Origin of the sequence: Microcoleus sp. Pol11C2 (assembly GCF_036701505.1) — a bacterium.
GTDB lineage: Bacteria > Cyanobacteriota > Cyanobacteriia > Cyanobacteriales > Microcoleaceae > Microcoleus.
In genome coordinates this window covers 38623-65552 of record NZ_JAUBQX010000026.1, presented here as the reverse complement: position 1 = coordinate 65552, position 26930 = coordinate 38623, and the positions used below count along the sequence as shown (strand labels likewise).

19 protein-coding genes are annotated in these 26930 nt (G+C 44.0%); 6 read left to right on the top strand and 13 right to left on the bottom strand.

All coding sequences use genetic code 11. From position 1 onward, the window contains the following. Positions 1-100: 100 nt before the first annotated feature. A complete protein-coding gene (locus tag QUA42_RS16395; protein ID WP_333138242.1) occupies positions 101-1420 on the bottom strand; it encodes a WD40 repeat domain-containing protein in 1320 nt (439 codons plus the stop codon). Between the two features lie 170 nt (positions 1421-1590). On the opposite strand from QUA42_RS16395, the gene QUA42_RS16390 reads away from it, so the two are divergent. Together QUA42_RS16390 and QUA42_RS16385 are read left to right on the top strand one after the other, a co-directional pair. After that, a complete protein-coding gene (locus QUA42_RS16390; protein WP_333138240.1) occupies positions 1591-2475 on the top strand; it encodes a PhzF family phenazine biosynthesis protein in 885 nt (294 codons plus the stop codon). Between the two features lie 159 nt (positions 2476-2634). Further along, a complete protein-coding gene (locus tag QUA42_RS16385) occupies positions 2635-3111 on the top strand; it encodes a hypothetical protein (protein WP_333138238.1) in 477 nt (158 codons plus the stop codon). 17 nt (positions 3112-3128) lie between these two features. Here QUA42_RS16385 and QUA42_RS16380 read toward each other — a convergent pair whose 3' ends face one another. The 3 genes from QUA42_RS16380 to petH form a co-directional block, all read right to left on the bottom strand. Beyond that, entirely contained in the window at positions 3129-3980 is an 852-nt protein-coding gene (locus tag QUA42_RS16380) for a hypothetical protein (RefSeq protein WP_333138236.1), read from the bottom strand. Between the two features lie 220 nt (positions 3981-4200). Beyond that, the gene (locus QUA42_RS16375; protein ID WP_333138234.1) at positions 4201-5517 is read right to left on the bottom strand and encodes a homoserine dehydrogenase; all 1317 of its coding nucleotides are present in this window, start codon (positions 5515-5517) and stop codon (positions 4201-4203) included. 315 nt (positions 5518-5832) lie between these two features. Further along, a complete protein-coding gene (gene petH / locus QUA42_RS16370; RefSeq protein WP_333138232.1) occupies positions 5833-7038 on the bottom strand; it encodes a ferredoxin--NADP reductase in 1206 nt (401 codons plus the stop codon). A 588-nt stretch (positions 7039-7626) separates the two neighbouring features. On the opposite strand from petH, the gene QUA42_RS16365 reads away from it, so the two are divergent. Further along, the gene (locus QUA42_RS16365) at positions 7627-8631 is read left to right on the top strand and encodes a phosphoribulokinase (protein WP_333138230.1); all 1005 of its coding nucleotides are present in this window, start codon (positions 7627-7629) and stop codon (positions 8629-8631) included. A 91-nt stretch (positions 8632-8722) separates the two neighbouring features. Here QUA42_RS16365 and QUA42_RS16360 read toward each other — a convergent pair whose 3' ends face one another. The 3 genes from QUA42_RS16360 to QUA42_RS16350 form a co-directional block, all read right to left on the bottom strand. After that, positions 8723-9919, bottom strand: coding sequence for a 5-methylcytosine restriction system specificity protein McrC (locus QUA42_RS16360; protein WP_333138228.1), 1197 nt, complete (start codon positions 9917-9919; stop codon positions 8723-8725). Between the two features lie 56 nt (positions 9920-9975). Continuing rightward, on the bottom strand, positions 9976-12213 hold the full coding sequence (locus tag QUA42_RS16355; RefSeq protein ID WP_333138226.1) for an AAA family ATPase: 2238 nt from the start codon (positions 12211-12213) through the stop codon (positions 9976-9978). 314 nt (positions 12214-12527) lie between these two features. Next, positions 12528-12698 carry a hypothetical protein gene (locus tag QUA42_RS16350; protein WP_333138224.1) on the bottom strand — a complete coding sequence of 57 codons (171 nt, stop codon included), beginning with the start codon at positions 12696-12698 and terminating at the stop codon, positions 12528-12530. A 58-nt stretch (positions 12699-12756) separates the two neighbouring features. On the opposite strand from QUA42_RS16350, the gene QUA42_RS16345 reads away from it, so the two are divergent. Then, positions 12757-14409, top strand: a complete 1653-nt coding sequence (locus QUA42_RS16345) for an FAD-dependent oxidoreductase (protein ID WP_333138222.1) — start codon at positions 12757-12759, stop codon at positions 14407-14409. Positions 14410-14480: 71 nt separating this feature from the next. Here the strand turns inward: QUA42_RS16345 and QUA42_RS16340 are convergent, their stop codons facing one another. Further along, entirely contained in the window at positions 14481-14858 is a 378-nt protein-coding gene (locus QUA42_RS16340) for a GxxExxY protein (protein ID WP_333138220.1), read from the bottom strand. Between the two features lie 159 nt (positions 14859-15017). Here QUA42_RS16340 and QUA42_RS16335 point away from each other — a divergent pair, with 159 nt between their 5' ends. Continuing rightward, positions 15018-17741, top strand: a complete 2724-nt coding sequence (locus tag QUA42_RS16335; protein ID WP_333138218.1) for a valine--tRNA ligase — start codon at positions 15018-15020, stop codon at positions 17739-17741. 267 nt (positions 17742-18008) lie between these two features. On the opposite strand, the gene QUA42_RS16330 is transcribed toward QUA42_RS16335, so the two are convergent. After that, complete coding sequence (locus QUA42_RS16330; protein ID WP_333138217.1) at positions 18009-19400, bottom strand: serine/threonine-protein kinase; 1392 nt, start codon at positions 19398-19400, stop codon at positions 18009-18011. A 29-nt stretch (positions 19401-19429) separates the two neighbouring features. Next, positions 19430-21943, bottom strand: a complete 2514-nt coding sequence (locus tag QUA42_RS16325) for an ankyrin repeat domain-containing protein (protein ID WP_333138215.1) — start codon at positions 21941-21943, stop codon at positions 19430-19432. 629 nt (positions 21944-22572) lie between these two features. Between QUA42_RS16325 and QUA42_RS16320 the strand changes: the two genes are divergently transcribed. After that, a complete protein-coding gene (locus QUA42_RS16320; protein ID WP_333068159.1) occupies positions 22573-23070 on the top strand; it encodes a hypothetical protein in 498 nt (165 codons plus the stop codon). Between the two features lie 142 nt (positions 23071-23212). On the opposite strand, the gene crtB is transcribed toward QUA42_RS16320, so the two are convergent. From crtB to QUA42_RS16305, 3 genes are all read right to left on the bottom strand, one after another. After that, entirely contained in the window at positions 23213-24142 is a 930-nt protein-coding gene (crtB, locus tag QUA42_RS16315) for a 15-cis-phytoene synthase CrtB (protein WP_242722403.1), read from the bottom strand. A gap of 92 nt (positions 24143-24234) precedes the next feature. Continuing rightward, positions 24235-25608 (bottom strand): 15-cis-phytoene desaturase, encoded by a 1374-nt coding sequence (gene pds, locus QUA42_RS16310; protein ID WP_333138213.1) that lies wholly within the window; start codon positions 25606-25608, stop codon positions 24235-24237. 269 nt (positions 25609-25877) lie between these two features. Then, on the bottom strand, positions 25878-26507 hold the full coding sequence (locus tag QUA42_RS16305) for a TraX family protein (protein ID WP_333138211.1): 630 nt from the start codon (positions 26505-26507) through the stop codon (positions 25878-25880). Positions 26508-26930: the final 423 nt, after the last annotated feature.

Here is a 26930-nt window from a genome sequence, read left to right as displayed (position 1 = left end):
TCTACACGAAACTTTACCCGACGAGAGCGGTTGAAGACTCGATCGCCCCGATGAACCGAACTTTTTCGATCGCCCGCCAACTCGATCGCACTTAAAACTCCTATCCCCCGCCACTAACTCCCTCCAATCGCAGGAAATGCACGGGGCCCGCACCCCCCGCTACCACTGTCACCCCATCAGGCGCGATCGCACAGCAATCAAACCAATTATCTCCGGTGAAACTAGCAATTTCTTTGCCGCTAGCCAGATCCCAGATTCTTAGGGTCTTATCCGATGAAGCCGAAATTACTCGTTTGCCGTCGGGTGCGATCGCGAGTGCCTGTACAAAGCTAAAATCCTCGGTGAGGGTTTGAATTTCCCTGCTGCTGTCTGTGTCCCAAATTTTCAGCGTGTTAAGTTGTGGAACCGAAATCCCTATGAAGCCGTCGGGTGCCATCGCCACTGCATATACATAGCCAGTATCGGTGAGAGTTCTCAGTTCGGTTCCGTTGAGCAAATTCCAGACTTTTACGGTGTTATCGTCTGAAGCCGAAATTGCTGTCAGACCGTCGGGTGCGATCGCGACTCCCCTTACCGAGTTAGTATGACCGGTGAGGGTTTGAAGTTCGCTGCCACTGGCCAAGTCCCAGATTTTTACGGTGTTATCGTCTGAAGCCGAAATCGCTGTCAGGCCGTCGGGCGCGATCGCGACTCCCCTTACCGAGTTAGTATGACCGGTGAGGGTTTGAAGTTCTCTACCTGTCTCGATGTCCCAGATTTTTAGGGTGTTATCGTCTGAAGCCGAAATCGCTGTCCGGCTATCCGGTGCGATCGCGACACCCCTTACCGGGCCAGTATGATCGGTGAGAGTTCTCAGTTCTATGCCAGTGTCTGTGTCCCAGATTTTAAGGGTTTTATCCGATGAAGCCGAAATTGCTCGTTTGCCGTCGGGTGCGATCGCCACTGCTTGTACCCCGAAATAATGGCCGGCGAGGTTACGCCAACATGGCCCCACTATTAAATTCCACCTCAAAGGCCGCAGCCAAGGACTATTTTTCGACTGCTTGGCTTGTTCCAACATCCTCTGAAACTCAGGCTTTTCAAAAGCAAGCAATCTCCCCCATAATTGACCTGCTAATTGCGTTTTATCCCTTTCCAAAATTGGCGCTGACAGGTGAAGTACCTGTTGAATCCAGTAGAGATAAGTTTGACTTTGCTCCGGCCCATCCAACAATTGAGAATCTATCGCTAAATCATAATCCTCAATTAACGCTTGAAGCCCCAACTCATCCAGTTTCGCCTCCATAAAATCGAAATCCGTTAACAACTGGTACAGCTTTTCCCCTTGCCCACTCTCTACTAAATGCCTTGGCAGAGTTTCTAAAGTATAAAGTCGCTTTTCCCGCGACATTTCCCCTAACTCTTGTTTAAACTCACTCATCGTTACAAATCCCTCAACAAATTCTTACAAATCCCTGTTTCTCTATATCTTTCCAATTCTAAGCACTTCTTTAAACTGCGTCAAATCGTCGCGGTGGCTCGATCAAATAAATCTGCTTTGTAACGCTGGATGTAAAATATCAGTTATCGACTTTTACCAAAGGCATAATTATGAATTTTTATATAGTTGACGTGTTTGCCGAGTCAAAATATGCTGGAAATCAACTAGCTGTATTTTGCGGTGCAGGAGTTGCCGAACTATCTGAAGCCCAAATGCTGCTGATAGCCAGGGAAATCAATTATTCAGAAACTACGTTTATTCGATCGCCCGATCCGCGAGATGGCGGCTATGACGTGCGGATATTCACGCCCAAGAAGGAATTGCCCTTTGCCGGTCATCCGACTTTGGGTACTGCGTTTGTGTTGCAGCAAGAGATTATTCGCGAAAATGTCGATCGAGTAATTCTCAATCTAGCCGTCGGTCAAATCCCAGTTACTTTTAATTATCACAATGAATCGGCAGATATTTTGTGGATGCGACAAAACGCGCCTAGTTTTGGTCAAGTTTTATCAGCCGAGACTCTGGCAAATGTCCTGAATTTACAACCCGATGAAATTGATGCTAACTTCCCAATTCAAGAAGTTTCTACGGGAGTGCCGTTTATAATTGTCCCCTTAAAAACTCTCGCCTCGCTCAAAAAAGCTCAAGTCAACTTAGATAAATATTTTGAGCTAGTTGATACAATGGAAGCAAAAGAAATTTTGATATTTTGCCCAGAAACTTACAGCGACATTAATGATTTAAGCGTGCGAGTTTTTGCCCATTCATTAGGAATTCCTGAAGATCCGGCGACTGGCAGTGCTAACGGCTGCTTGGCTGGATATTTGGTAGAATATGCTTATTATGGGGAAGCAAAGATTGATGTCAGAGTTGAGCAAGGTTATGAAATCGATCGACCTTCTTTGCTGTTGTTACAAGCCGCTAAGAGTGAAGGGGAAATAACAGTTTTGGTGGGTGGTAAGGTGGTGATGGTTGCTAAGGGAGAATTTGTGTAGAATATTTAAGGGCAAATTATTAACCGCAGGGCACGCAGCTAGATTTAGAGACTCCTTTGGCGATCGAGATGTTACAATTTTGCTAATATGAGGTAGCTCATATTCATTGATGCGCGTGATTGTTAGGCTAAAAAAGTCATCACTACCAGAGACTTTCCAATGCTGCAAACATTTTCGCGGACTTTAAATGTATCCCCTGACGCTTCTGAAGCCCTGCTTTCACTGCCATTAACCAGCTTGCTCGATTCACCGGAATTCAATCAATTATTAGGAAGTCTCGATACTGCTTTACTCAAAGAAACTTTGCCAACGGCTGGAACTGTTTTAGCTCAAAAGCTGCCGCCTTTTTACGACTGGCTGCAAACGGAACTAGGAATTAAAAACGTCCCTGAAAGTCCAGATCATACTACGAAATGGGTAGTCGGTTTTTTGAAGAATCAAGAAAGTTTAACTCGTTTAGTTGAATTGCACAAATCAATTCCCAGACAGGCATTAGAACGAGCGATCCCTCGTTTAGTTAGCGCCTTTGATGAGGTTCAACCCACCGCTGTAAAGCAAGAATGGGAAAAAGCGATCGCAGCACTTTGCCTGGTTCTAGCAGTCGCAGCGCGGGAAAATCAGCCATCTGCGGCCTGAAGCCATTCTGTCTGAGTTTAAACAAAGCGCTTTTTTCGGAAAATTTGCAATTGAGTGCGATCGATCTGAACGACTACTGGCCGTCGCTTGTTGAGGACGATCGCATTGTGTCTATTTACCAAAAGCAACTGAGCCAATATTGCCAGAATCGCGCGTCTTTTGAGAAACTTGCCTTCAAAACGCGCCATTCGGACGATCGCCTCTTCGATTTTATAACAACAGTTGTTGCCTTTCTGGGAAATCACAAAAATCGTTCCCGGTATGTAATCGCCTTCATTTGCCCAGAAAGCATACCTTTCGCCTAAACTAAAATAGTGAAAAACATTCTTAGCGGTGGAAGTTTTAGCTAACTTTTCCGAAACGCCTAAAGAATTAAAAATTACAGTGGATCTAATATAACCCGGGTATTTTGCTGCTATTTGCTGAGCAACTTTGCCTCCCAAACTTTCTCCGATGATATCCGGCGGATTCCCGCTGTGAAATTGCTGCTTTATCCAATCAATAACACCCACAGTTTGCGCCGATTTTAACTGGCGTTCTAGTCTGGCCATAAATACATCTGGCGTATCTTCCAAAACGCGCTCGAAAGGATACCAAGAACCGTAGCCGCGAATCACTAAAACAGGCGGATTATTGCCAGAAATGGGGAGGCGAATTTCAGCATAAAAACCAGTGCGAGAGTCTTCAAACACTTTTTTTATGATATAATTTCCATCAATAACTTGCCCTTCTTCGTGCCGAATGTAAATTGAAGGATTATTGGGTTTAAAAGTATCGTGCAGTTGGGGTTTTGCAAACTTTTCATACAGGGAATCTAGCAAGTGCCTTCCCGTTTGGCGATCGACAAAATCAAATTCTGTTTTTTTCATTATCTGGTATGGCGGGTGTTACCAACAATATTTAATAAGTACAAAACATCTACATAAACCCGCCACCGGACAACGAATAATCTAAATTAACTTTTACTTGTATCAAAGGGAAAAATGTACCTGACATTTACCGTTGGCTGAGTGAGAGGGCGGGTTTTAGATATTGTCAATTATTAACAAATATTGTAGGTGAAACCCGCCCGCCCTTAGCAAATCACTTTTACAAAACTCGCAACGTGCTAGCAATACTATCGACTGCTTCCAGCGCGCGAATTTCATCGAGTGCTTGTTGAAAATTCCCTTCCCTAACATCGTGAGTTACGACGACAATTTCTGCTAAATCGCCGCGAATTCCCGTCTGCACAACAGATTCCAAACTAACTTTGTGGTTGCCGAAACAAGTGCCGAGTTTGCCAATTACTCCCGGAGTATCGCGCGTCAGAAAACGGGCGTAAAAGCGAGTAACAAGTTCCTGCATCGGAGCAATTTTGCAGTAGTGTTGGTGACTGCAACTCAGCAAAGGATGGGGAATCGGAACAGTTTCGGTTTTCAGGATGGCCGCCACATTCATTATGTCGGATACTACGGCGCTAGCTGTTGGGCCTGCACCCGCGCCGCGCCCGTACAGCATCAATTGCCCGATCGGCTCTCCTTCGACTAAAATTGCATTGTAAACCCCGTTTACACTCGCCAGCGGATGAGTTTTCGGCACAAAACTCGGATGCACTCGAATTGACAGCAGTTCGCTTTCTCCCTCCGCTTGCTTGCCATTGTAGCGCGAGGTTTCTTGAGCAATAGCCAACAATTTAATCACAAATCCCAGCTTGTCGGCGTAGTTAATATCAGCCGCACTAACTTTTCTAATACCTTCACAGTGAACATCTGCTAATTTGATGCGTCCGCCAAAAGCTAGCGAGGCTAAAATAGCAATTTTATCAGCCGCATCTAATCCATCTACATCTGCTGTAGGGTCAGCTTCAGCATAACCTAATTGCTGAGCGTCGGCGAGCACTTCGGCAAAGTCTGCGCCTTCTGTTTGCATCCGCGTCAGGATGTAATTAGTTGTGCCGTTGACGATGCCGGTGACAGTTTTAATGCGGTTTGCACCTAAAGATTGTTTGAGGCTTTGAATGACCGGAATGCCGCCGCCGACAGCAGCTTCTAGCATTACGTAAACGCCTTTTTTGTTGGCGGCCTCGAAGATTTCATTACCGTAGCGGGCGATAACTGCTTTGTTGGCAGTGACGACGTGCTTGCCGCTGGCAATAGCTTGCAGAATGAGCGATCGCGCCGGTTCCAATCCGCCAATCAGTTCTACTACAATATCAATTTCCGGGTCAGTTGCGATCGCTTCTAGGTCAGTTGTCAGCACATTTTCTGGCAATTGTAAAGACCGAGTTCGAGAAATATCGCGCACTCCCACCCGATAGATTTTCAATTCCTGCAACAGCGGATGGCGGCCGTCTGGGGAGAGCAAAATCTCTGCTGTTCCCGCGCCAACTGTACCCAAACCTAACAAACCAATTTTGAAAGCCACGACTTTGACCCGTAGAAACTCAATTAAGCCACAACTATTGTAGGCTATTGGCGTACCGGATCAATGAAAATAGTATTGTAGGGTACGCATTCCCTACCTTATATCAAATCCGTCAACAGTGAATAGTAAATTCGAGTTCATTATTCACTGTTGACGGTTCAGTGTTCACGGTTCACTGTCAACAGTTAACACTGAACCGTCAACATCATTCCGGTGTAACCGGAAATGATATTACAACTCGGAGACAATTGCCATAAAAACAATTGTAGGGCGAGCCAAGCCCACCCTACAAATCAGATTAAATCAGGTAACACATTAATAAGTTTCAACGTGCCAACGGTGTTCTTTCTTCAACTGTTTTTGATAGGCAGCCCAGTCAACGCCGTACTTGCCAGCCGCGGCCGACATTCCCTCATCAATTCCGCCTTCCATACCCTTCAAACCGCAGATATAAGTGTGAGTATTCGGCTTTTGAACCAATTCCCACAATTGGTCTGCGTTCTCTTGAATCCGGTTTTGAATGTACATCTTGCCGCCGTCAGCATTCTTTTGCTCGCGGCTAATTGCATAAGTCAAGCGGAAATTATCGGGGAACTCGCGCTGCAATTGCTCCAACTCTTCCTTATAAAGAATGTTGGGAGTGTAAGCAACTCCAAAGAACAACCAAGCTAAACCTCTGAATTTGTAATCGGGATTGTTTTCTTTAAACATCCGCCACAAATAAGCCCGGAAAGGAGCAATACCCGTACCGGTACCCATCATAATCACGGTGGCTTCCTCGTCGTCGGGCAACAGCATTTCCTTGCCTACCGGGCCGGTGATTTTGACATCATCTCCAGGTTGCAAACCGGTGAGAAAAGTCGAACAAACACCAAAAACTTTTTCACCAGTTTCTGGGCTTTTGTACTCTAGGCGGCGGACGCACAGAGAGACTGTTTTGTCGTCTACATCGTCTCCGTGACGGGTGGAGGCGATCGAATACAGCCGAATTTTGTGAGGTTTGCCGTTTTTATCCGTGCCCTCAGGAATAATCCCGATACTTTGACCTTCGAGATAGTGCAAATTGCCTCCCGAAATGTCAAATTTGACGTGACGGACTGTACCTTCGCCGCCTTCTTTGACCAATTCTTCTGTAGAAATGCACTTACCAATATAGGGATTGGCCGGCTTGTAGAGGTTAACAGGAACCTGAACTTTTTCCTTGGCTTGAGTCATGGGCTTAGTTTTTTCTCCAGATTTCTGACTCTGTAGCCCTGCTTCTGGTGCGACTTTGCCATTTGTTTCGGGAGCGCTGTTTGAGGGGCGGATGCTGACAATTCTTCCACCCATCCGAGCAATCCGGCGCATTTCCTGATTCATGCGCTCGTAGGGTACGGAGATAAATACGCTGCCGCTACGGCGAATCGGGTTACTTATTTGGTCAGTTGCTTGGCTCTGACGCATACCCTCCACTTCGTAAACAAAGATGCGGCTGCCTGATTCTGAGTTGGCCGCCACACCAGATATGCTTGGGCTGTACATTTGTTGCTTGTCCTTCACGATACAGAGTTATAAAGAAAGAGAATGTGACGTTAGACTCAATTTACTTTTTTCTTAAGGCCATCGGGACTAATTGGCCGCGCCAATTTTTGGGCCTCGCCACGCCGGCGGGAGTGTTGAAGTTGCGATCGCTCGCGTATCAAATCCCTACTAGCCGAACGCCGCGCTCACCGAGCCCGCTTTGCGTTCGGCTGTTGACCTATAGCTATTGTTGTCTGCGTACTGCCAATATTTTACCCGATCGGGGGATCTGCCCCGATAAGTCCTTCTTATTTGGGGAGCGCCCCACCAGAGAAAGGAAGATTCGAGCAGTTTAATGAGGTTGAGCTTGTAGGGGGCGGACGCATTCTGGTAAGATTAACCGCTAAAGTTAGTATTAATTACTTGCCTTGAAGATTGCTTGGGTCTTTCCGGGCAGGCAGTCAACTCACTGCTGTATGCTGGTGAGAACTCGATCCTCTCGGGGTAGCAAAGCAGCACAAAGCCTGCTTGCCGCTACCTGCGGGCTGAAATTTTGTGGAATCTAGACTTGAGTTAGTTAGTAAACAGTGATTTTGTTAGAGGGAAACTATGACCAGTAAGCCGGATCGCGTGGTTTTAATTGGCGTTGCCGGAGATTCCGGATGCGGAAAATCTACTTTTTTACGCCGATTGACAGATTTATTCGGGGAAGATTTCGTAACTGTAATCTGCCTCGACGATTATCACAGTCTCGATCGCAAGCAGCGCAAGGAAACAGGGATTACAGCCCTTGACCCCAGAGCGAACAATTTTGACCTGATGGCAGAGCAAATGAAGGCGCTCAAAGAAGGTCATGCGATCGACAAGCCGATCTACAACCACGAAACCGGTATGATCGACCCGCCCGAAAGGGTAGAGCCGAATCACGTGATTGTGATTGAGGGGCTGCATCCGCTGTACGACGAGCGAGTTCGATCGCTCATCGACTTCAGCGTCTACCTCGACATCAGCGACGAGGTAAAAATTGCTTGGAAAATCCAGCGCGACATGGCGGAACGGGGCCACCGTTACGAAGACGTGCTGTTTGCGATCAATGCTCGCAAACCGGATTTTACCGCCTACATCGACCCGCAAAAGCAATATGCTGATGTGGTAATTCAAGTGTTGCCGACCAACTTGATCAAAGAAGACAAGGAGCGGAAGGTTCTGCGCGTGCAGATGATCCAGCGCGAAGGCATCGCCAATTTTGAGCCTGCGTATTTGTTTGACGAAGGTTCAACAATTAACTGGGTTCCTTGCGGCCGCAAGCTGACTTGTTCTTATCCCGGAATTAAGATGTACTACGGGCCTGATGCTTTCTACGGCCACGAAGTCTCGATTTTGGAAGTAGATGGTCAATTCGAGAATCTCGAAGAAGTTATTTACATCGAAAGCCATTTGAGCAAGACTTCTACGAAGTATGAAGGCGAGTTAACTCACCTGTTGCTCCAGCACCGCGAATATCCTGGTTCCAACAATGGAACTGGTTTGTTCCAAGTGTTAGTCGGATTGAAGATGCGGGCGACTTACGAGAAGTTGACTGCGAAGGAAGCGAAAGTGGCTGTTAGTGTTTAAAACGCAGACATGAAAGATTTGAGAGGCGCAATTGCGCCTCTTTTTTTGTGGAAAAATGAACCGCAGAGGGCGCAGAGGGCGCAGAGTAGAGTTAGGGGAGTGTGTTTGGAAGTAGAGAGGTTAAGAAGGTTTTCCCGGCTTGATTGAGGTCGCTATCTAGGGAAAAAGTTAGACTGCGAACTCGGATAGCGCCATGTTTTATGTCTAGTGGCTTTGTGAGGTTTTGCGGGTAAACGAGAATTGCATTTTGGCAATTTAAGGCATTTGCGTAAGCAACTATTTGATGATAGTCATTATTGGCTACTTTATCGGGAGCTTTGTATTTTGTATCGAGGACGTATTGGACTTTTTTTGTTTCACTATCGCCTAGGAGTAAGTCAATGCGATCGAAATAGTTTTGGTCATGGGTGACTCGGTGTTGTTGTTTGACAAAAAAGCCTTTTGGTGTATTTGCTTTGAGCCATTCAGCGACAAATTGTTCATATAAATTAGCCATGTCTATGAGAAAAGGGAGCATTTCGCGATCGCCAGTTTCGTGACTAGGCCCTGTGTTATCTAAAAAAAATCGACATAAAGCGTGTAAAAGTTGATAATCTTCATTCAAACGGTGATAATTTCTATCAATACAAGCTTCTGATTTAAAAGGTTTTAATGTAACAAATCCTTGGAGTGCGTGAAAGGCTTTTCGCACAGTGGATGAAACAGATTCACGGCACAAACCGCTGCGGCCAATGATGAAAAGAGTCCAAGCGAGTATTTGATTGTCGTCGATATCGCCTGTTTGTTCGTTATAGTGGCATTTTAGTTTAACATCCCAAGGTTTTTGCAGGGCTGACCGCAAATCGACGCGACCGCGAATGTAGGCGAGTCTTTCTGTTTTGGATAAGTAATCGCGATATAATCCTTTGCGACAGCGTTCTAGAATTTTTTGGGCAAGAAGGTTAGCTAATCTCTCGTAACTTTGTTCTAAAAATTGGCACTGAATCGCTCCTTGGGGAAATTTTATCTTAAGTTTGTAGGCATACTCAAGCATTCCGAAGAGGTTGTTTATGGAAACCTTGGGGCGGATGGCGATGTGACATTCTGGAGTGATTGGAATGTTGCCCACTCTGCCTTTAGATTTTAAGTGCCATTGATATTTTGTTTTAAAGTTGGGAAATTCTATATCGATTTCCTTGCCATAATTATGGTGTATTTTTTGCCCTACAGATTCGGGGATGGAGTATTGTTCAAAAGTTGCTAATTGATATTCTGTAAGTTCGATAATTCGGCGGGATTCTGGTTTCATAATTGTGGTGGATCCAGTAACGCCACTGTCTCGGCGTTAATGACGGCGTTAGATTGTCAATAGCCCAACCTTTTCTTGATTTTATCCCAGATAAACTCATCCCTTTTTGCCTGGTTATCAAAGAAGTATTCTTCGAGGTATGGCTCAATTTCCATTTGCCAAATGTCTTTTATAATATCTTCATTTAATGGGTTGGTCAAAAAGAAGGAGATTCCTAGTTCATAATGTTTGTTGTTAATGGCCTGATTGACATCTTCTAGAATGGTAGTTAATTTATCAACTGGAAAACCTGTTTTCTCTCTGTGGTGATACTGTCGCAGCACTTCATAGTTTGGATAGACGGGAATGAATGCGAAGCGGCGGCGGAGTGCGTTATCGACTAAGGCAATAGAACGGTCTGCGGTGTTCATTGTGCCAATAATGCGGACATTTGTAGGGATTTTAAATGGTGTACCGCTGGCTAGTATAATAGAGCGTTTTGTGTCTTGTCGGTCATCTAGAAGATACATTAACTCGCCAAAGACTTGAGAGAGATTGGCGCGATTAATTTCATCAATAATGAGAACGCAAGTGTCTTTATAGGCTTTGGCTTTTTCGCAGAATTCTAGGAATTTACCGGGAACTATTGAGTAGGTTAATTGTTCGTTTTGAGTTGTTGGGCGGAGGCCTTCGATAAAGTCTTCGTAGGTGTAGGCGGGATGAAATTGGATAATGTCTGAGAAACCATTACCGCCGCCGTCACCGATTAAATGTTTGGCTAGTTTTTCGGCTATAAAGGTTTTTCCGGTTCCGGGTGGGCCTTGGATGATGGTTTGGCCTTTGCGGTGGATGGCGCGTATATAGCGGTTTAGTTCTGTTTCGTCAAAGCCAGTTTCTTCGGCACACTTGGATAGAGTATATTTGGGATTTAGCTTAGATTCATTGACTAAGGAATACAAGTGGTCATTGATAGCTGTCTTTTTATCATCTAAAGTTGCCAGCAAAATCAGATCGATGTGATTGAGAAAAAATTGTGCTATTTGATGGCTTAACTGACTGGTAGATAGGTTAATTAATTCATTTTTAGTAATGAAAACCTCATTGTTTGACACATCGAGCATATCATATTTATTTCTGTTTTTAATAATAACTTTTTCGAGCTTATCAGCTTTAGTTTGCAAAATATTAATAAAAATGGAACGATAGATTTCTTGGGAATAGCCAAAGGTAATATAATTACGATTAAGGCGGATATAGCAAAGTTTAAAATAGCCAAATTCCTTCTCTAATTCACCTTCATTCCATTTTGCATCTCCCGGCAAGGCAGAAAGCTGTGATGGTAGTTTAGCCGACACTAAATAGCACAGCCTATTAAAGGGTTCCTCTACATATTCAACTAATTTAGCGTAATTTCTATAAAGTAGAGAAAGCGAGAATTGACGTTTATTTTCCCAATAGCCTATCAATTCAAAAGTATACAGTGAGAAGAGGTATTTAGGAGATATGGTATCATATTTCATATTTCTAAATCTATTTGTTTGAAAATCATTGTCGCCCAGATTAATCATAGGTTTTATTTCTTCTTCTAGATCAATAATTTCACCTTGAAAGTAATGAGCTAATTTGAGAGCAGCTTGTCTAACCTCATCACCTTCTATTTCTTCCCATCTTTCAGCAATCATATCTATTTCCATTAGCTCATTTAGAGTTTCAGTCTCAGCCCGGTCAAATGTGTCATCTTCCTCACATAAATCGTAGTCGGGCTGAATACTTTGAATACTTTTTTGGATAGATTCAGACAACTTTAATGTACTCCCAAAATTTTCTATGAGGATTGCTACTACATCTCGACGCACATTGTTGATCAAGTCGATTATTTCTCTGTCTAAATCATAGGCATAAATTTTATTTTTAGGAATTCTATTTTTATAATCGTCATCTATTACTTGTTTTAAATTGCCAATATTGATTCCCAAAAAATCAGCAACATCCCAAAATTTTTCATAACCAACCATTCCTAATCCGCTATATTCAGCGTATACATAAAAAAGAGCTATACAGTAAAGTGATGCCTGAAAGTATTCAATTTGAGTGCGATAATTAACAATTCCTGATTTGACAAATGATTTCCACGCATTCTCCAGCCATTCTAAGACTCTAAACTTGGCTCGTTCTTCGGTATATTCATCAATTAATCCCCATTTATATTCGGGAATAAATTTATAAAATACTTCATAGAAATCCAGGAATTCGCATATCATAGATTCCATGCTATCTTCTATCTCAGACCAGGTAATAATATTTGTGTAATTCATGATCGATACCCTAAAAACAAAATAAAGCTGCTGTATCAAAAACGACTTATTTCATTAATGTCGTCTTTTTCTTTAACCCCCCTCCACTTCCAACCTCTACAAGTACCTATAATTTTAAAGTTAACACCGTCAAAAAGCAATTTTTAAAACAATCAGTGCTAACCCTTAATTATTGTACTTTTTTCTGTAGATAATATTAACAGGACTTATGTATGTCTGGTCAAAAACCAGGTTTATGCGTCAATATCTCTCGGATAAATCCACGATTTTTCGGAGAAACCAGTTTTTTTTTGCCTTAGTCCTAATTAATTAACTTATTGTAGCCGATCGCCCTTCCCGACACCAGATATCTGAGATGCGATCGCATCCCCCATCCTTACCCTCATCAATTGCTCTGCCAAACCAGTAACACTGGCAAAACCTCTAACAACAGTTGCCGGAAAATTTAAACTTGTGTCGAAATTATCTAAACGTGCTATATTCAATTCCGTCAACCCTGAACTGTGCTTTCAGGTAATGCAAATTTACACACGAGTCAACTGAATGCTCTCTACTTTTAAGAAATTAGCTTCAATTGCAATCATCTTTGCCGCCCTAAAACTTTTACTTAATTATCCGGTTTTCAGAGAAATAGAAAATTATATCGCAAATAGAGACCCAGCAAGTGCTACCTTAGACACTGGAAATCAGCCGCAAAAATCCAGCAGCCCGCCTCCGGTACCTCCCAAAAAATCACCGGAGCAAAAGTTTGATGTAGTAGTATATGGTGATGAAGTACCGGGGATATGTGCGGCGATATGGGCTAAGAAAACTTTAGGCGCAAAGGGCAAAGTTGCGATCGTGCGATCGAACTACGGAAGAGATCCTTTGGGCGGCTTACTCACCCGCGGCGGTTTAGCTTACATCGATTTAGATAAAATCCCCGGTTGGTATCGCCAACCCTACGCCCAATGTTTTAAGGAGTTCTTAGATAAAGCCAATGCGCGCGAATCTTGCTTAGATCCAAAAAAGGCAGATCAAGCTCTCAGGCAAATGCTTTCAGCAGCAAAAGTCAGAGTTATTTCCAACTCAACCCTTACTCCCCACGTCGTAGATAAAAAAATCGAATATGCCGAAGTAAAAGGCAGCAATCTAAAAATTAAAGCCAACTCTTTTATTGACGTAACTCAAGACGCAGAATTGGCTAGAAAAGCAGGATTATCTTATTATACAGGATATGAATCTCAAAATATCAAATCAAAAAATGAAACTTTAGCAGTCTCTGTAGTTCCGAGAATTACAGGTATAACGATGTCCGAATTCCGCAGAATAGAAGATGAAATTCTTTACAACAGATCTTTAGTAAAAAAGATTAAAGAAAGCATTACAAAATCTAAAGATCCGGCCAGTACCAAATTCTGGCTGAGGAATTTCTGGAGTACGATTTATCAGCCATATACAGACGGCTACGATATCAGAAGCGTAGCCATAGGCGCAGCGTATCACATAGACAGAAATCTGCCATTTAGTCAAAATAAAGGATTCTTTTTTGATAAAGGCAATGTCTGCGTTTATAACAAAAATGTGCTCTCCTGGAACGGGTTTCTGTTTAAATACCAAGTTCACCAAATCATGAAGATGGAAGCTAACGGCAGAAAACCGACTCCTGAAATGATTAAAGAAATGTCACATCTCCAACACTGGCTACAAAAGAAGTCTGGTAAAGATGTGAGAGTATTTATTCCCGACGAGATTTATATCAGGCAAACTTTGAACGTTCGCGATGTGATAGATCCGCTGACGGGGAAGGAGATTATCAAAGGAGGAACAGTACCCGAAAAGTCGATCGGCAGTTTTTCCTACGATTTCGATATGCGGGGCGGAGTCAAGAATTTATCTGCGAGAATTCCGCCGCTGCCAGTCTATAATTTCGGGATAGAAAGCGCTTTGGCTAGCAAAGTCAAGAATTTAGCAATTGTCGGGCGATCGTCCGGTTATGTCGGTATGGCTGTATCCGTCGGGCGAATTGCGACGGTGAATATTTATCAAGGACAAGGTGTGGGCGTGGCGGCTGCCTTGGCTAGCAAGTTCGGCGTACCTCTGAATTCGATTACTTCGGCTGAGACGAAAAAAACTCTGGAGACTTTAACCGGGAAAACTACGTATTTGTCGGGGAGAGATACGAGTTATGGAGTTGATTATAAGGAGGTGAAGTAATTAAAGATATTAAGAGGATTTAACCGCAGAGGGCGCAGAGGGCGCAGAGAGGGGAGGGATGAGAGGTTTATTTAGGAGAGGATGAGGCGGCGGATTCCTTCTTTTAAAAAGCGGACATTGAAGTTGATGAGAAGACCGAGAGGATAACCAGTCATTTTCAGATATGATATAACTTGAGCCTCATGGATAGGAAGTATAGTTGGGACTGACTTTAATTCAACTACAAGAGTGTTGGCAACCAGCATATCGTATCTGCCTTCCCCAACCACAACACCTTTATAAGTTACATTTACTGTAGGTTGAGGTTGAAAAGTAATTCCCCGGCGCGAGAGTTCTTCACGCAACGAATTCTCATATACCGCTTCCAAAAACCCCGGCTCCAACTCCTTATGAACCTCCATTGCTGCCCCAATCACAGCATAAGTCAACTCATTCAGATCATCTTCCAACTCTCTTCTCTCCTCTTCTCAAACCAATCATCACAATCATAATCTCAAACCCTCCCAACACTCTTCCCTCTGCGCCCTCTGCGCCCTCTGCGGTTCAAAACTCTTCTCTTCCCCCCGCTGTGGCACAATCTTATATATAAAACCTGCACCCTCTGGCCAATGACCGCAAACCTACCACCCCAATACGACCCCAAAGCCACCGAAGCCAAATGGCAAAAATACTGGGAAGACAACCAAACCTTCAAAGCTGACCCAGAAGCCGGCGGCGAACCCTACTGCGTCGTCATCCCGCCGCCCAACGTGACCGGCAGCCTCCACATGGGACACGCTTTTGAAGAGACGCTGATTGATGTCCTCGTCCGCTATCACCGCATGACTGGACGCAATACCCTGTGGTTGCCGGGAACGGATCATGCTAGCATCGCAGTTCAAACTATTCTCGAAAAGCAACTCAAAGCAGAAGGCAAAACTCGCCACGATTTAGGTCGAGAAAAATTCTTGGAACGGGCCTGGGAGTGGAAAGCTGAATCGGGCAATACTATTACTAATCAATTACGCAGTTTGGGCGTGTCTGTTGATTGGTCGCGCGAACGCTTTACGATGGATGAAGGCTTATCCGCTGCGGTTTTAGAAGCGTTTGTCCGCCTGTACGATGAGGGGCTGATTTATCGCGGCAATTACCTGGTGAATTGGTGTCCGGCGAGTCAGTCTGCTGTGTCGGATTTGGAGGTAGACCAGCAGGAAGTTGAGGGCCATTTGTGGCATTTCCGCTATCCTTTGACGGACGGTTCTGGTTATTTGGAGGTGGCGACGACTCGGCCGGAAACGATGTTGGGCGATACTGGGGTGGCGGTGAATCCACAGGACGATCGCTACAAACATCTTATCGGTAAAACTGTCACTTTGCCGATCGTAAATCGCGAAATCCCAATCATTGCTGATGAGTTTGTCGATCCAACTTTCGGAACTGGTTGTGTCAAGGTGACTCCCGCCCACGATCCGAATGACTTCGAGATGGGTAAGCGTCATAATTTGCCGTTTATTAACATTATGAATAAAGACGGCACTTTAAATGAAAATGCCGGAGAGTTCCAGGGACAAGACCGATTTGTTGCCCGGAAAAATGTGGTGCAGCGGTTAGAAACTGACGGGGTTTTGGTTAAAATAGAAGATTACAAGCATACAGTTCCCTACAGCGAACGCGGCAAAGTCCCGGTCGAACCGTTGCTATCTACGCAATGGTTTGTGAAGATCGATCCTCTTTCTCAACGCGCTTTAGAAGCATTAGATCAAAGTAACTCACCAGTCTTTGTTCCTGACAGATGGACAAAGGTTTATCGCGATTGGTTGGTGAAGCTGAAGGATTGGTGTATCTCCCGACAATTGTGGTGGGGACACCAAATCCCGGCTTGGTATGCTGTTAGCGAAACTCAAGGAGAAATTACTGATACAACGCCGTTTGTGGTGGCGAAAACTGAAGCTGAAGCTCAGGAAAAAGCTACGGCTAAATTTGGTAAGGACGTGCAGTTAGCAAGAGATCCAGACGTATTGGATACTTGGTTTTCGTCCGGGTTGTGGCCTTTCTCAACTATGGGATGGCCGGACGAAACTAAAGATTTGGAGTTTTACTATCCGACAGCTACTTTGGTTACTGGTTTTGATATCATCTTTTTCTGGGTTGCTAGAATGACGATGATGGCAGGACATTTTACTGGAAAGATGCCTTTTGATACTGTTTACATTCACGGTTTGGTGTTGGATGAAAACGGTCAAAAAATGTCTAAGAGTAAAAACAACGGTATCGACCCGCTGCTGTTGATTGGCAAGTACGGTACTGATGCTTTGCGCTACACTTTGGTTAAGGAAGTGGTTGGGGCCGGTCAAAATATTCGCATGGAGTACGATCGCAAAACTGATGAATCGAAATCGGTGGAAGCTTCGCGGAACTTCACGAATAAGTTGTGGAATGCGGCCAGGTTTGTGATGATGAATTTGGAGGGACAGACTCCGCAACAGTTGGGAAGTCCTTCTGGGGGAGGTGGTTTGGAATTGTGCGATCGCTGGATTCTTTCTCGCTATTATCAAGTTGTGCAACAAAGTCGCAATTGTTTGGAAAATTACGGTTTGGGGGAAGCGGCGAAGGGACTTTATGAGTTTATTTGGGGCGATTTCTGTGACTGGTATATTGAGTTAGTCAAGTCTCGCTTGCAACAGGATGCTGAACCAAATTCTAAGAAAGTTGCACAGCAAACTTTTGCTTTTGTGTTGGAAGGGATTCTGAAACTGCTGCATCCTTTTATGCCGCACATTACTGAGGAAATTTGGCACACTCTGACTCAAACAGGTGACGATAAATGTTTGGCTTTGCAAGCTTATCCTGAAGCCGATATCTCGCTAATTGATGCTGAATTAGAACAGCAGTTTGAGTTGTTGTTCGGTACAATTCGCACTATTCGTAATTTGCGGGCCGATGCTGATATCAAACCCAGTGTGAAGGTGACGGCGATTTTGCAAAGCGAAAGCGAAAAAGAACGCCAAATCATCTCAGATGGAGGCGTTTATATTCAGGATTTGGCAAAAGTCGAAAATCTGACAGTTACTGCTAGTGTGGATGCAGATTTGGGACAGACAATTGCTGGGGTTGTCGGTACTGTGCAAGTATTGATTCCTCTGGCTGGGGTGGTCGATTTGGCGGCTTTACGTGCTAAGTTAGAGAAGAAGTTGAGCAAGGTGGAAGCTGAAATTAAGCATACTGCGGCGCGCTTGACTAATCAGAAGTTTGTGGATAAGGCTACTCCTGATGTGGTTCAGGGGGCGAGGGATGCTTTGGCGGAAGCCGAAAAACAAGCGGAGATTTTGCGCGATCGGCTAAAGGTGTTTTAATGGTTGACTAGCGATCGCGGAATATGATTTGAATATGTGGGTATACGACCCAACTCATGAGGTGATTGTGGATTGGTGCAGTGTTTCCAGCACTGCATCAAGGCGTACCCGATCTGATAAAATTGTTTTTGGCTATAGGATTAATGATCTCGCAATCCTTATGTTTCAACACAACCTAGTCTGAAATCCCTGTCTAGCAATGGTTTAATAGATTATAGTCATTTAACAGACTTACTTTAGGGAGCGACAAGCGCCCTCTGAAATAATTTACTTTAGTTTACTTAAACAATCATTCAATTCCCCTACCAACCATTCTTTCTCAGCTTGCGGCAAAAATAAGCCAAAACAATAGTTACGCGACTTGGCGCGAATCCCGCAAAAAGTCATCGATTTTTTGAGCAATGGCAGATGAATTCCGCTCAACTTTACCCGCTGGATATCTTGAGGGCTGATTTGAATTGGTCTTGGTCTAGTGAATAGATAATAATCTATCCAACACAAGCACATCAAAGCATAAAATACGGTAAATATTATTACAGCTATGATTGATATAAATACAAATAGCGGAAATAATTTACCTAGCCAGTCGGCTACAGTGTATTTAAACAAGCTAACTGTCGAGCCCAGCGGTACGGGTCTCACCCCTAGTAATAAGTGGAAAATTGGAAGGAGCAAAGAGCAGGGAACTAAAACTTTACAAGTCAGATGAATGAAGTGGAAAAACCCTTTGAGTCTGCTAGGTGAACGATCGGGGTGTATATGGATGAATAACCACCGTTTCGCGTCAATTAAAGTAATTCGGGATTGTGGCGAGCGCTTAAACATTTTTTCGGGATTAATCCCGCTTGGCTGTTCCCCTCGCAGCGCTAATAAAGCATCTTTTGCTGATTGAAATCGATCTTCAACTGCGGGTTCAATTATCTGATCTAACCACTCGGCAAACTCTGTAGAAATAGAGACGCGATCGCGGAATTTTACCTTCAGCTTTTGTCTGGGTAAATCCGATGGAAATTTCTGGGTTAACAGGAAAAGCAGCGTTGTTCCTAATCCATACAAATCTGTTGATAATACAGCTTTTCCTCGGAATTGTTCTGGTGCCATGTAACCGTAGGTCCCGACAACGGTACTGCCTCCAGTAACGGTATGATGGTAAGTATTTTGAACTGCGCCAAAATCAACTAGGAAGACTCGCCCATTTTTTTGCAGAATAATATTTTGGGGTTTAATATCTCGGTGGATTGCAGGAGGTAACAGCGATTGCAGGTAAGCTAGAATTTCTAGCAATTGATAGGCGATATGACGAACTTGAGCTTCATTTGGTTTCCAGCCATTTTCTATCCACTGTGCGAGAGATTTTCCCGGTGCGAGTTGTTGGGCGATATAAAAACAACGATCTTGGGAAGTATCCACTTGAAAGTAGTCAATGTAGCGAGGAATTCCCGGATGATTCAATCCCGATAAAGTTTTTGCTTCTCGTTCAAATAACTCGATTTTCTTCCATTCAGTTGTCAGGCGCAGGGATAAAGCTTTGAGTGCAACTTTTTGATTGCTGTTTAAATCTACAGCAGCATAGGTGATTCCAACTCCACCCTGTCCTAATTTACCGATTATGCGATATCTTTCAGCAATGATTTTTTCCGATCGTTGTAGTGTTTCCATATTTTTCTGCCTGGGTTGATTGTGGATAATTAATAGGTTGCACCGCGAGATCTGAGTATTTTAACTGTTGGTTTTTGGTCTGGGTTCAAGTTAGTTTCTGCTATCTTGAGCGGGGTTTCGCCATAGCAGTTTTTAGTGTCAAGTCTTGCACCTTTAGCAATCAGTAACTCTAAGATTTCTACAGTGTCATAATGTGCGGCTTTGTGGAGTGGAGTTGTGTTACACATATCTCTATTATTAACATCGGCACCGTTTTTAATTAGCAGTGCAGCAATATCATTGTGTCCGATCGCGATCGCTTGATACAATGGAGTTTGACCGTTCGCATTTCTAGCGTTAACCCTTGCGCCATTAGCAATTAGCAGTTCAGCGATATCTTGAGAGCCTTGAGCAACAGCAAGATGCAGGGGAGTTTGAAGCAAGTTATTTTTGGCATTAACGAATGCACCTTTGGCAATGAGTTGTTTGGCTGCATCCTTAAGTTTGAAATCGACAGCGATATGCAGTAAAGTTCTGCCATATTCATCTTCACTATTAACATCTGGGTGTTTACTAATCAGCAGCGCCACTGTATCCTGAAGTTTCAGGTCTACGGCGATATCCAGTGGAGTTTTTATTTGATTATCCTGGATATTAATTTCTGCACCTTTAGCAATCAGCAATTTTAAGATTTCTACAGTGCCATAATGTGCGGCTTTGTGCAGTGGAGTTGTGCCAGATCCATCTATATTATTGACATCTGTACCGTTGTTAATTAGCAGTGCAGCAATCTCATTGTGTCCGATCGCGATCGCTCGATACAATGGAGTTTGACCGTTCTCATTTCTAACGTTAACCCTTGCACCATTAGCAATTAGCAGTTCAGCGATATCTTGAGATCCTCGCTCGACAGCTAGGTGTAACGGAGTATTTCCAGATTTGTCCCTAGCATTGACATCCAGCATTAGCAAAGCAGCAACTTCTTTTGTGGTTGCAAAGTGCAGTGGAGTTCTTCGATAGCCATCGCGGATCGCCACATTTGCACCGTCTTTAATTAGCTGTTGTACCAACTCCTTAAAGCCTATTTTTGCTGCGTTATGTAATAAAGCTGTACTCTTGCCATATTGGGCATTGTCTTCTTTGATGTTAATTTTTGCGCCCGCAGCAAGTAGTATTTGTGCGATCGCCTTCGATCGCGCCGTATGTAGAGGAGTCAAGCCATTTGTGTTTTTGGCATTGACATCCGCACCTTTAGCAATCAGCAACTTGGCCATTTCAGGCGATCGGGCAAAGAACAGAGGAGTTCCATCAAAATATTGACTTCCTGTCCTGGCGTTAATATCTGCACCTTTAGCAATTAGCGTCTGTGCTACTTTTATGCGATCGGACAAAGCAGCGCTGTGTAATGGGGTCCAGCCATATGCAGCCTTAGCGTTGACATCTGCACCTTTGGCAATTAACAATTCTGCCACCTCTTTTGAGCCAGCAAAGTGTAGTAAATTCTCACTGCCTATCCTGCTATTGGCACTAATACCAAGATCCAGATAATGCCTAATAGTGTTAGTATCTCCCTGGCTGGCAGCCTCGACAACTGCATCGGGGGTAAATCCAATCCGGTTGAGGATGGGATATTTAAAGTGATTTAAAACAGCAACAGTAGCAATAGCAGCAATTCCTATTTTGAGGCGTTTTTCCCATTGCATCGATCGATCGGATTTAACGCTAACTATTCGAGGATGGCGCAGCAATTCAAGCGCTTCTTGTGCCGATTCAAAGCGGTTTTCTAAATCTGGCGCGATCGCTTCTTCTAACCAATCGGCAAATGCTGCTGAAATCTGAATTTGAGAGCGAAAATCTTTCTCTAGTATATTTGTTGGTAATTCGGCGGGAGAACGATGGGTTAGTAAATACAACAATGTCGCTCCTAAACCATATAAATCTGTTGCAGGTACGGCTTGTCCGAGAAATTGTTCTGGAGCCATATAACCATAGGTTCCAACTACGGTACTTCCTCGCATTAAAGTATTGTAATAAGTGTTTTGCACTGCTCCCAAATCTACTAAGCAAACTTCCCAGTCTTTTTGTTGATGGGAATCGATCGGCGATTTGAAAACAATATTTTCGGGTTTAATATCCCGGTGGATAACAGGTGGTGTCTGTGAATGGAGATAAACTAAAATCTCCAAAATTTGTGCAGCAATGCGTTGAATTTCGGATTCGCTAGCGTGCCAGCCATTTTCGACTAAACTTGCTAGAGATTGCCCTTGGGCCAGTTCTTGTACTATATAAAAACAACGGTTATCGGGAGTATCGACATAAAAATAATCCAAATAACGCGGAATTCCCGGATGATTCAATTTTGATAAAACATTGGCTTCTCGTTCAAATAGTTCCAGAACTTTCCAGTCATTCATCTTCTGTAAAGACAAAGCTTTGAGTGCGACTCGCTGGTTTGTTTTGAGGTCAACGGCTTCATAAGTTGTGCTACTACCGCCTTCTCCGAGTAGCTTTTTAATTTGATAGTGTTTGACTAAGTTATGGGGAATTTGTTCAATAATATCCATAGCATTATCCTGGGTTGATGAGGACCAACAAACATTTTCTATTTGGGTTTTTGCAACCCAGATTTTGAGAAATTTATGCAATGCGAATCGAGCGTTTGAGTAAATTTCAAACAAGTCGATCGAAAGTCAATGACTGACTCTATATATGTGCTTAAATTTCAATGACCGTATTCCTACGGATAGCTTACCCAGAATTTTGGAGTGTCATATCACCTTTAGCGAAAATTTGCGGTTGACAGATATTGAGTGAAAGAATTTCTGGCTGTGCGAGTAAGTTTTCTATGCCTATTAAAACCAATTATTTGTATCAACTTAAGCCTAAAACCCTTGAGAAATATCGTTTTTATGCCAAGTCTAGATACCCCTAAGTCCCTTTGATTGTTGGGGGAACGAAAGAGTAAGTTCTTGTCCCCCGAACAATCAGGGGGAGTAGAGGACAAAAATGCGGGGGGATTTTGCGTTTAATGGTCTTGCCAGCAATCTGTCACGGTGTTTGAGCTGGTTGTTGACACCAATGGCCCCTCTCCCATCCCGAATCTCAAAGGGCGATCGCCATTCGCTAGGTTAAAATATAAATTGTCAGAGCGCTATCGGGCGAATTATACAATTCCCAATTCCCAATAACCCTTATGTTATATTTAGCTAAAGTCCAAAGTCAGGAAGTTTTAGGCGAAGCTTCCCTGCAATTGCTGGCTTGTCAAAATGCTGATGGTACTTGGGCGATTATTGGTGAACAAAATGTGTTGACATTAGCGACAGATTTTGTTAAAAACCCAAATAACTCCGCCGCTAATTTCTTAAATGAAGGTGTTTTAGTATTAGCAAATGTTGACGAAAAGAGCCAGGTTTTGCATATTCAAGCAGCGACCAACTGGGTGCTACAATTAGTAGAGAAATATTTAACAACAGGCTTTACTCCCGATTTTTTGCAGCAAGAAGCCCAGAAAGCAGAAGATTGGAGGCAATCTCTCACTTTGCAAAGTCAAGAATTGTCTCGCCGCTTGATTGAAGTTGAAGCCCGCCGAGAACAAATTCAAAATTTAGAAGCAAAACTCCAGCAGGAAAAGCAATTGTTGGAAAGTTCGATCGCCCAATTGCAAATTCCGCCAGCTACTCCACTAATTTGACTTAAATTAACACACCAAACGTAGGGACACGGCACTAGCGCATCCCCACAAACCTCATATGCAATTTGCTGGACATCATATAATGTGTAACTTGACAAATACCCCTTACCAGTTGCCGAATCGCCAGCACAATTGCCTGCGGCTAAAGCACTTTTGACTTCATCCAAGCGGCGGGGAGACACAGCAATTTCTGAGAATTGCTAACATAAGCCCGCTTCTGGAAAACATCGTACTGATTGCGTTCGATCGCATTTAAGATTCTGCTGTACAGCATAGTAGCCGCCCAAACAGTCCAGCGGATATCGGGACTGAGCACTTTAATTCCGGGTTCGGCGCTGGCGTATAATTTGCGAGCTCGCTGAATCTGAAACCGCATCAATTCCCGCCAGCGGTTGTCAATTACACCGTTGAATAAATCTTCTTCAGTGTAGTTAAACAAGGCTAAGTCTTCTAAGGGAATGTAAATGCGGCCGCGGCGGGCGTCTTCTCCGACATCGCGCAGAATATTAGTCAACTGCTTGGCAATACCCAGGGCTATCGCTTCTTCTTTGGGAATTCTATTCCCCCAGTGCCAATTCCAGTTAGCAGCGGAGCTCGATTCGCCTACACCCATGACAGACATCGACATCAGCCCTACAGTACCGGCTACTCGATAACAGTAAAGATTGAGTTCTTCAAAAGTTTCGTAGCGGCTGCGGTACAAGTCCATTTGCTGGCCCGCAATCATCTCTCGAAACGGCCCAATGTCGATCGGGAAACGAGACAGCGTATCCACCAAAGCTACGTCGTAGTCGTCGTGAGGATGGCCGGCAAACACAGATTCTAGGCGTTTTTCCCACAGATTGAGGGTTTCAGGGGTCGTTGCATCAGAACCCGGCCCGTCTACGAGTTCGTCGGTGCGGCGGCACCAGACGTAAATCGCCCAAATCGCCCGACGCTTGGCTTCGGGCATGAGTTGAGTGCCTAAATAAAAATTTTTGGCATAACTCGCGGTGACTTGGCGGCACAGTTCGTAAGAGTCATCCACAGAAGCCAGAGTTCTCATGCACTGGAGTTTTGACAGTTGCAGCATCCGAGAATAAGAAATTTAAAGATTAGAACTGACATTCCCCCGTTTAGAAAACGGGAGATTCTTTTACGTCTTTATGAAAAATTCTTAATTTTTCATTGGTTATTGGCCGTTGAAATAGCCTGCGCTGTCAGCTTACCAGAAAGCACGGCACCTTCCATACTCGCAAGATAACGCTGCATCGTATAATCCCCCGTTAGATAGAAATTTCTAATGGGAGTTGTTTGTGTGGGACGGCACTGCTGGCGTCCGGGAGTGGCTTTGTAGACGGAACGAGGGGTTTTGACTACGTGATATTTGAGCAGTTTGGCTGGTTCTGGGATTTGATCGGGAAAGAGTTTTTCTAACTCGACCATTGTGGCTGCGACGATATCTTCGTCAGATTTGCCGATCCAGTCTTTGGCCGGTGCTAAAACCAGTTCCAGCATTGATTTGTCTGGGTTGGCATATTCGCGGCAGGTGTTGCTCATGTCGGCGTAGACGCTCAGCAGGGGCGATCGCGAGAACAGCAAATGGTCGATTTCAGTTAGCTTGCGATCGAACCACAAGTGTACATTAATGACGGGTACTCCCTCCAAGCCTTCGAGCTGTTTGAAATAATCCATTTCGCCCCAAGGTTTCGGCATCATCAACTTCAGCGGGTCAACCGGCATCGCGGAAACGTAAATATCGGCCGTCAGAATTTCTGACTCTGCCCCTTTTACTCCCCGAATCTGGAAGCCGCGCACCGTGTTGTCATCGTTGAGCAAAAACTCCCCAATGGGTGCATTCAGCCGTACTTCACCGCCGCGCTCAGTTATGTAGTCTACCATCGGCTGACACAACCTCTCTGTGGGGGAACCGTCTAAAAAGGCCATTTTCGAGCCGTTTTTCTCTTGCAAGAAGCGGTTGAGGGCTGTCAGCAGTATGGTTGCAGATATTTCGTGGGGGTCGATGAAGTTGAGCGCCTTGGACATGGCAATGAATACTTCTTTTTCGACTCTGGGGGGGACGTTTTGCTTTTTCAGCCAGTCGGAAAACGAGTATTTGTCCATTGCTTCGACATAGTTTTGACCCTGAAGCATCGCCGGAATCAAACCTATACCGAAGCGGATTTTTTCGGGCCAAGTGAGCATATCGTTGTTGCTCAAGATGGCTGCGACGCCGTTGAAGGGGGCGGGAAGGTCGGGAAAGTCAAAGCGCGAATAGGTTCCGGGGGTTTCCGGCTGATTGAAAATCATCGAGTGCTCTTTCCATTGCAGCCGGTCTTCGATGTCAAGTTCTTTGAATAGTTGGAGCATATTCGGGTATGCGCCGAAGAATATGTGGAGGCCGGTTTCGTACCAGTCGCCGTCTGCATCTTTCCAGGCGGCTACTTTGCCGCCGAGTACGTCTCGACTTTCTAGGACTATGGGGGTGTGGCCCGCATCGGTGAGATATTTAGCGCAGGAAAGTCCTGCTAAGCCTGCTCCGGCGATCGCAACTCGCATTTGATACTACTTGGCCTCTGTGTTCGCTTCGGTTTAATTATACTTTACAACTCGTTACAATATTTTGTCATTCTCAGCCTAGGGAAAAATCTCACAGACGGGTAAGCCAGAAAAGATCCCCGACTTCTGTCAGATAGTCCTGGATGGCAGAGTGAAGGCAAGTTACAGGAAAGCGATCGCGCTCTTCTGGGGGCGATCGCTCAGAGACGCGGTTGTACTTCGCTTCAATAAAAAATCAACAATGAACTAATTAGAATCCCCAGTCTTATTTAAACAATTGTTCGCAGTGCCGCTAGCCCCCCAAGGTGTAGCGGGTAAAAATAATAGAAAAATCTTTTTTCTAGAGCCGTTGGTTTTTTGTCTTTAGAGGTATCGTAGTATGCCAGAACTAGCGGTGTGAATATAGCGAAAATTTGAATCCAGCTTTTGCAACTAATTGCATATCCGATATTTGCTATAGTCCAGCCGAACCACCAAAGGCGAGATCCTCCTCCTTTCCACCTAATCATCAATAGCGGGCAAGCCACTGCATACCAGCCGTAACTCACTCCTAAAATTTGAGCACTTACTAGACCTGTGCTTAAAACTGCAATTTTGCGATCGAAGCGTCGGATGTAGCTCAAAGTTAGTGCTGCTACGGCAAAGCTAAACATGATGTTTAACTGTAAATTGCCAAAAAGTAACATATGAGGTATTTGAGAAAGTACCCCAAATAATATCAGTCGAGTAATTAGAGGATTTTTGTCCCCCGGTCGTTTCCAGTTTTGAGCAAACACCCAACTAAACAACGGAAAACTGAGGCGACCGATGATGCGCATGGGTTCTGCTTCAAGCATCAATCCGATGTGGTCTATTAGCATGAGAGCGGCGGCAAACCATTTAATTTGATTTTGATTCATACAATTGATTTGAGAATTCTGTTAGTAAAATTTAGTTTTAGTTACTAATTACATAAAATTTTCTACCTTTTTTTAACAATATTCTTTTTTACAAACTTTCGCTGGCTCCGTAGGTTTGATATTCTATAAAGTGCAGTTATTGAAGGTATTTTAAAAGGTCACTCCTTCGTATTTTATATATTATTTCTGACATTAGGGTAGTAGTTTTTATTTTTTCCTTAAGTCACTACCAGATAAATCGACTGTACTCATAATCTATCCTTAAAGCAACACCTAAATTAAAGAGAACAAACTCTCTTTAATTTAGGTGTTTAAAAAAAGATACTTAAAAACCCTGTTGTGTACTCCTTAAGGCAGATTTACATTAAATTTATTGATTCGGAGCAAATAATAATTGAGTTAATTTTACTGACATCGATCGCG

Excerpts from the sequence above, each read along its gene's own strand:
- QUA42_RS16395 (WP_333138242.1), bottom strand. The coding sequence starts at position 1,420 with ATGAGTGAGTTTAAACAAGAGTTAGGGGAAATGTCGCGGGAAAAGCGA.
- QUA42_RS16390 (WP_333138240.1), top strand. The coding sequence starts at position 1,591 with ATGAATTTTTATATAGTTGACGTGTTTGCCGAGTCAAAATATGCTGGA.
- QUA42_RS16385 (WP_333138238.1), top strand. The coding sequence starts at position 2,635 with ATGCTGCAAACATTTTCGCGGACTTTAAATGTATCCCCTGACGCTTCT.
- QUA42_RS16380 (WP_333138236.1), bottom strand. The coding sequence starts at position 3,980 with ATGAAAAAAACAGAATTTGATTTTGTCGATCGCCAAACGGGAAGGCAC.
- petH (WP_333138232.1), bottom strand. The coding sequence starts at position 7,038 with ATGTACAGCCCAAGCATATCTGGTGTGGCGGCCAACTCAGAATCAGGC.
- QUA42_RS16365 (WP_333138230.1), top strand. The coding sequence starts at position 7,627 with ATGACCAGTAAGCCGGATCGCGTGGTTTTAATTGGCGTTGCCGGAGAT.
- QUA42_RS16360 (WP_333138228.1), bottom strand. The coding sequence starts at position 9,919 with ATGAAACCAGAATCCCGCCGAATTATCGAACTTACAGAATATCAATTA.
- QUA42_RS16355 (WP_333138226.1), bottom strand. The coding sequence starts at position 12,213 with ATGAATTACACAAATATTATTACCTGGTCTGAGATAGAAGATAGCATG.
- QUA42_RS16345 (WP_333138222.1), top strand. The coding sequence starts at position 12,757 with ATGCTCTCTACTTTTAAGAAATTAGCTTCAATTGCAATCATCTTTGCC.
- QUA42_RS16335 (WP_333138218.1), top strand. The coding sequence starts at position 15,018 with ATGACCGCAAACCTACCACCCCAATACGACCCCAAAGCCACCGAAGCC.
- QUA42_RS16330 (WP_333138217.1), bottom strand. The coding sequence starts at position 19,400 with ATGGAAACACTACAACGATCGGAAAAAATCATTGCTGAAAGATATCGC.
- QUA42_RS16325 (WP_333138215.1), bottom strand. The coding sequence starts at position 21,943 with ATGGATATTATTGAACAAATTCCCCATAACTTAGTCAAACACTATCAA.
- QUA42_RS16320 (WP_333068159.1), top strand. The coding sequence starts at position 22,573 with ATGTTATATTTAGCTAAAGTCCAAAGTCAGGAAGTTTTAGGCGAAGCT.
- crtB (WP_242722403.1), bottom strand. The coding sequence starts at position 24,142 with ATGCTGCAACTGTCAAAACTCCAGTGCATGAGAACTCTGGCTTCTGTG.
- pds (WP_333138213.1), bottom strand. The coding sequence starts at position 25,608 with ATGCGAGTTGCGATCGCCGGAGCAGGCTTAGCAGGACTTTCCTGCGCT.
- QUA42_RS16305 (WP_333138211.1), bottom strand. The coding sequence starts at position 26,507 with ATGAATCAAAATCAAATTAAATGGTTTGCCGCCGCTCTCATGCTAATA.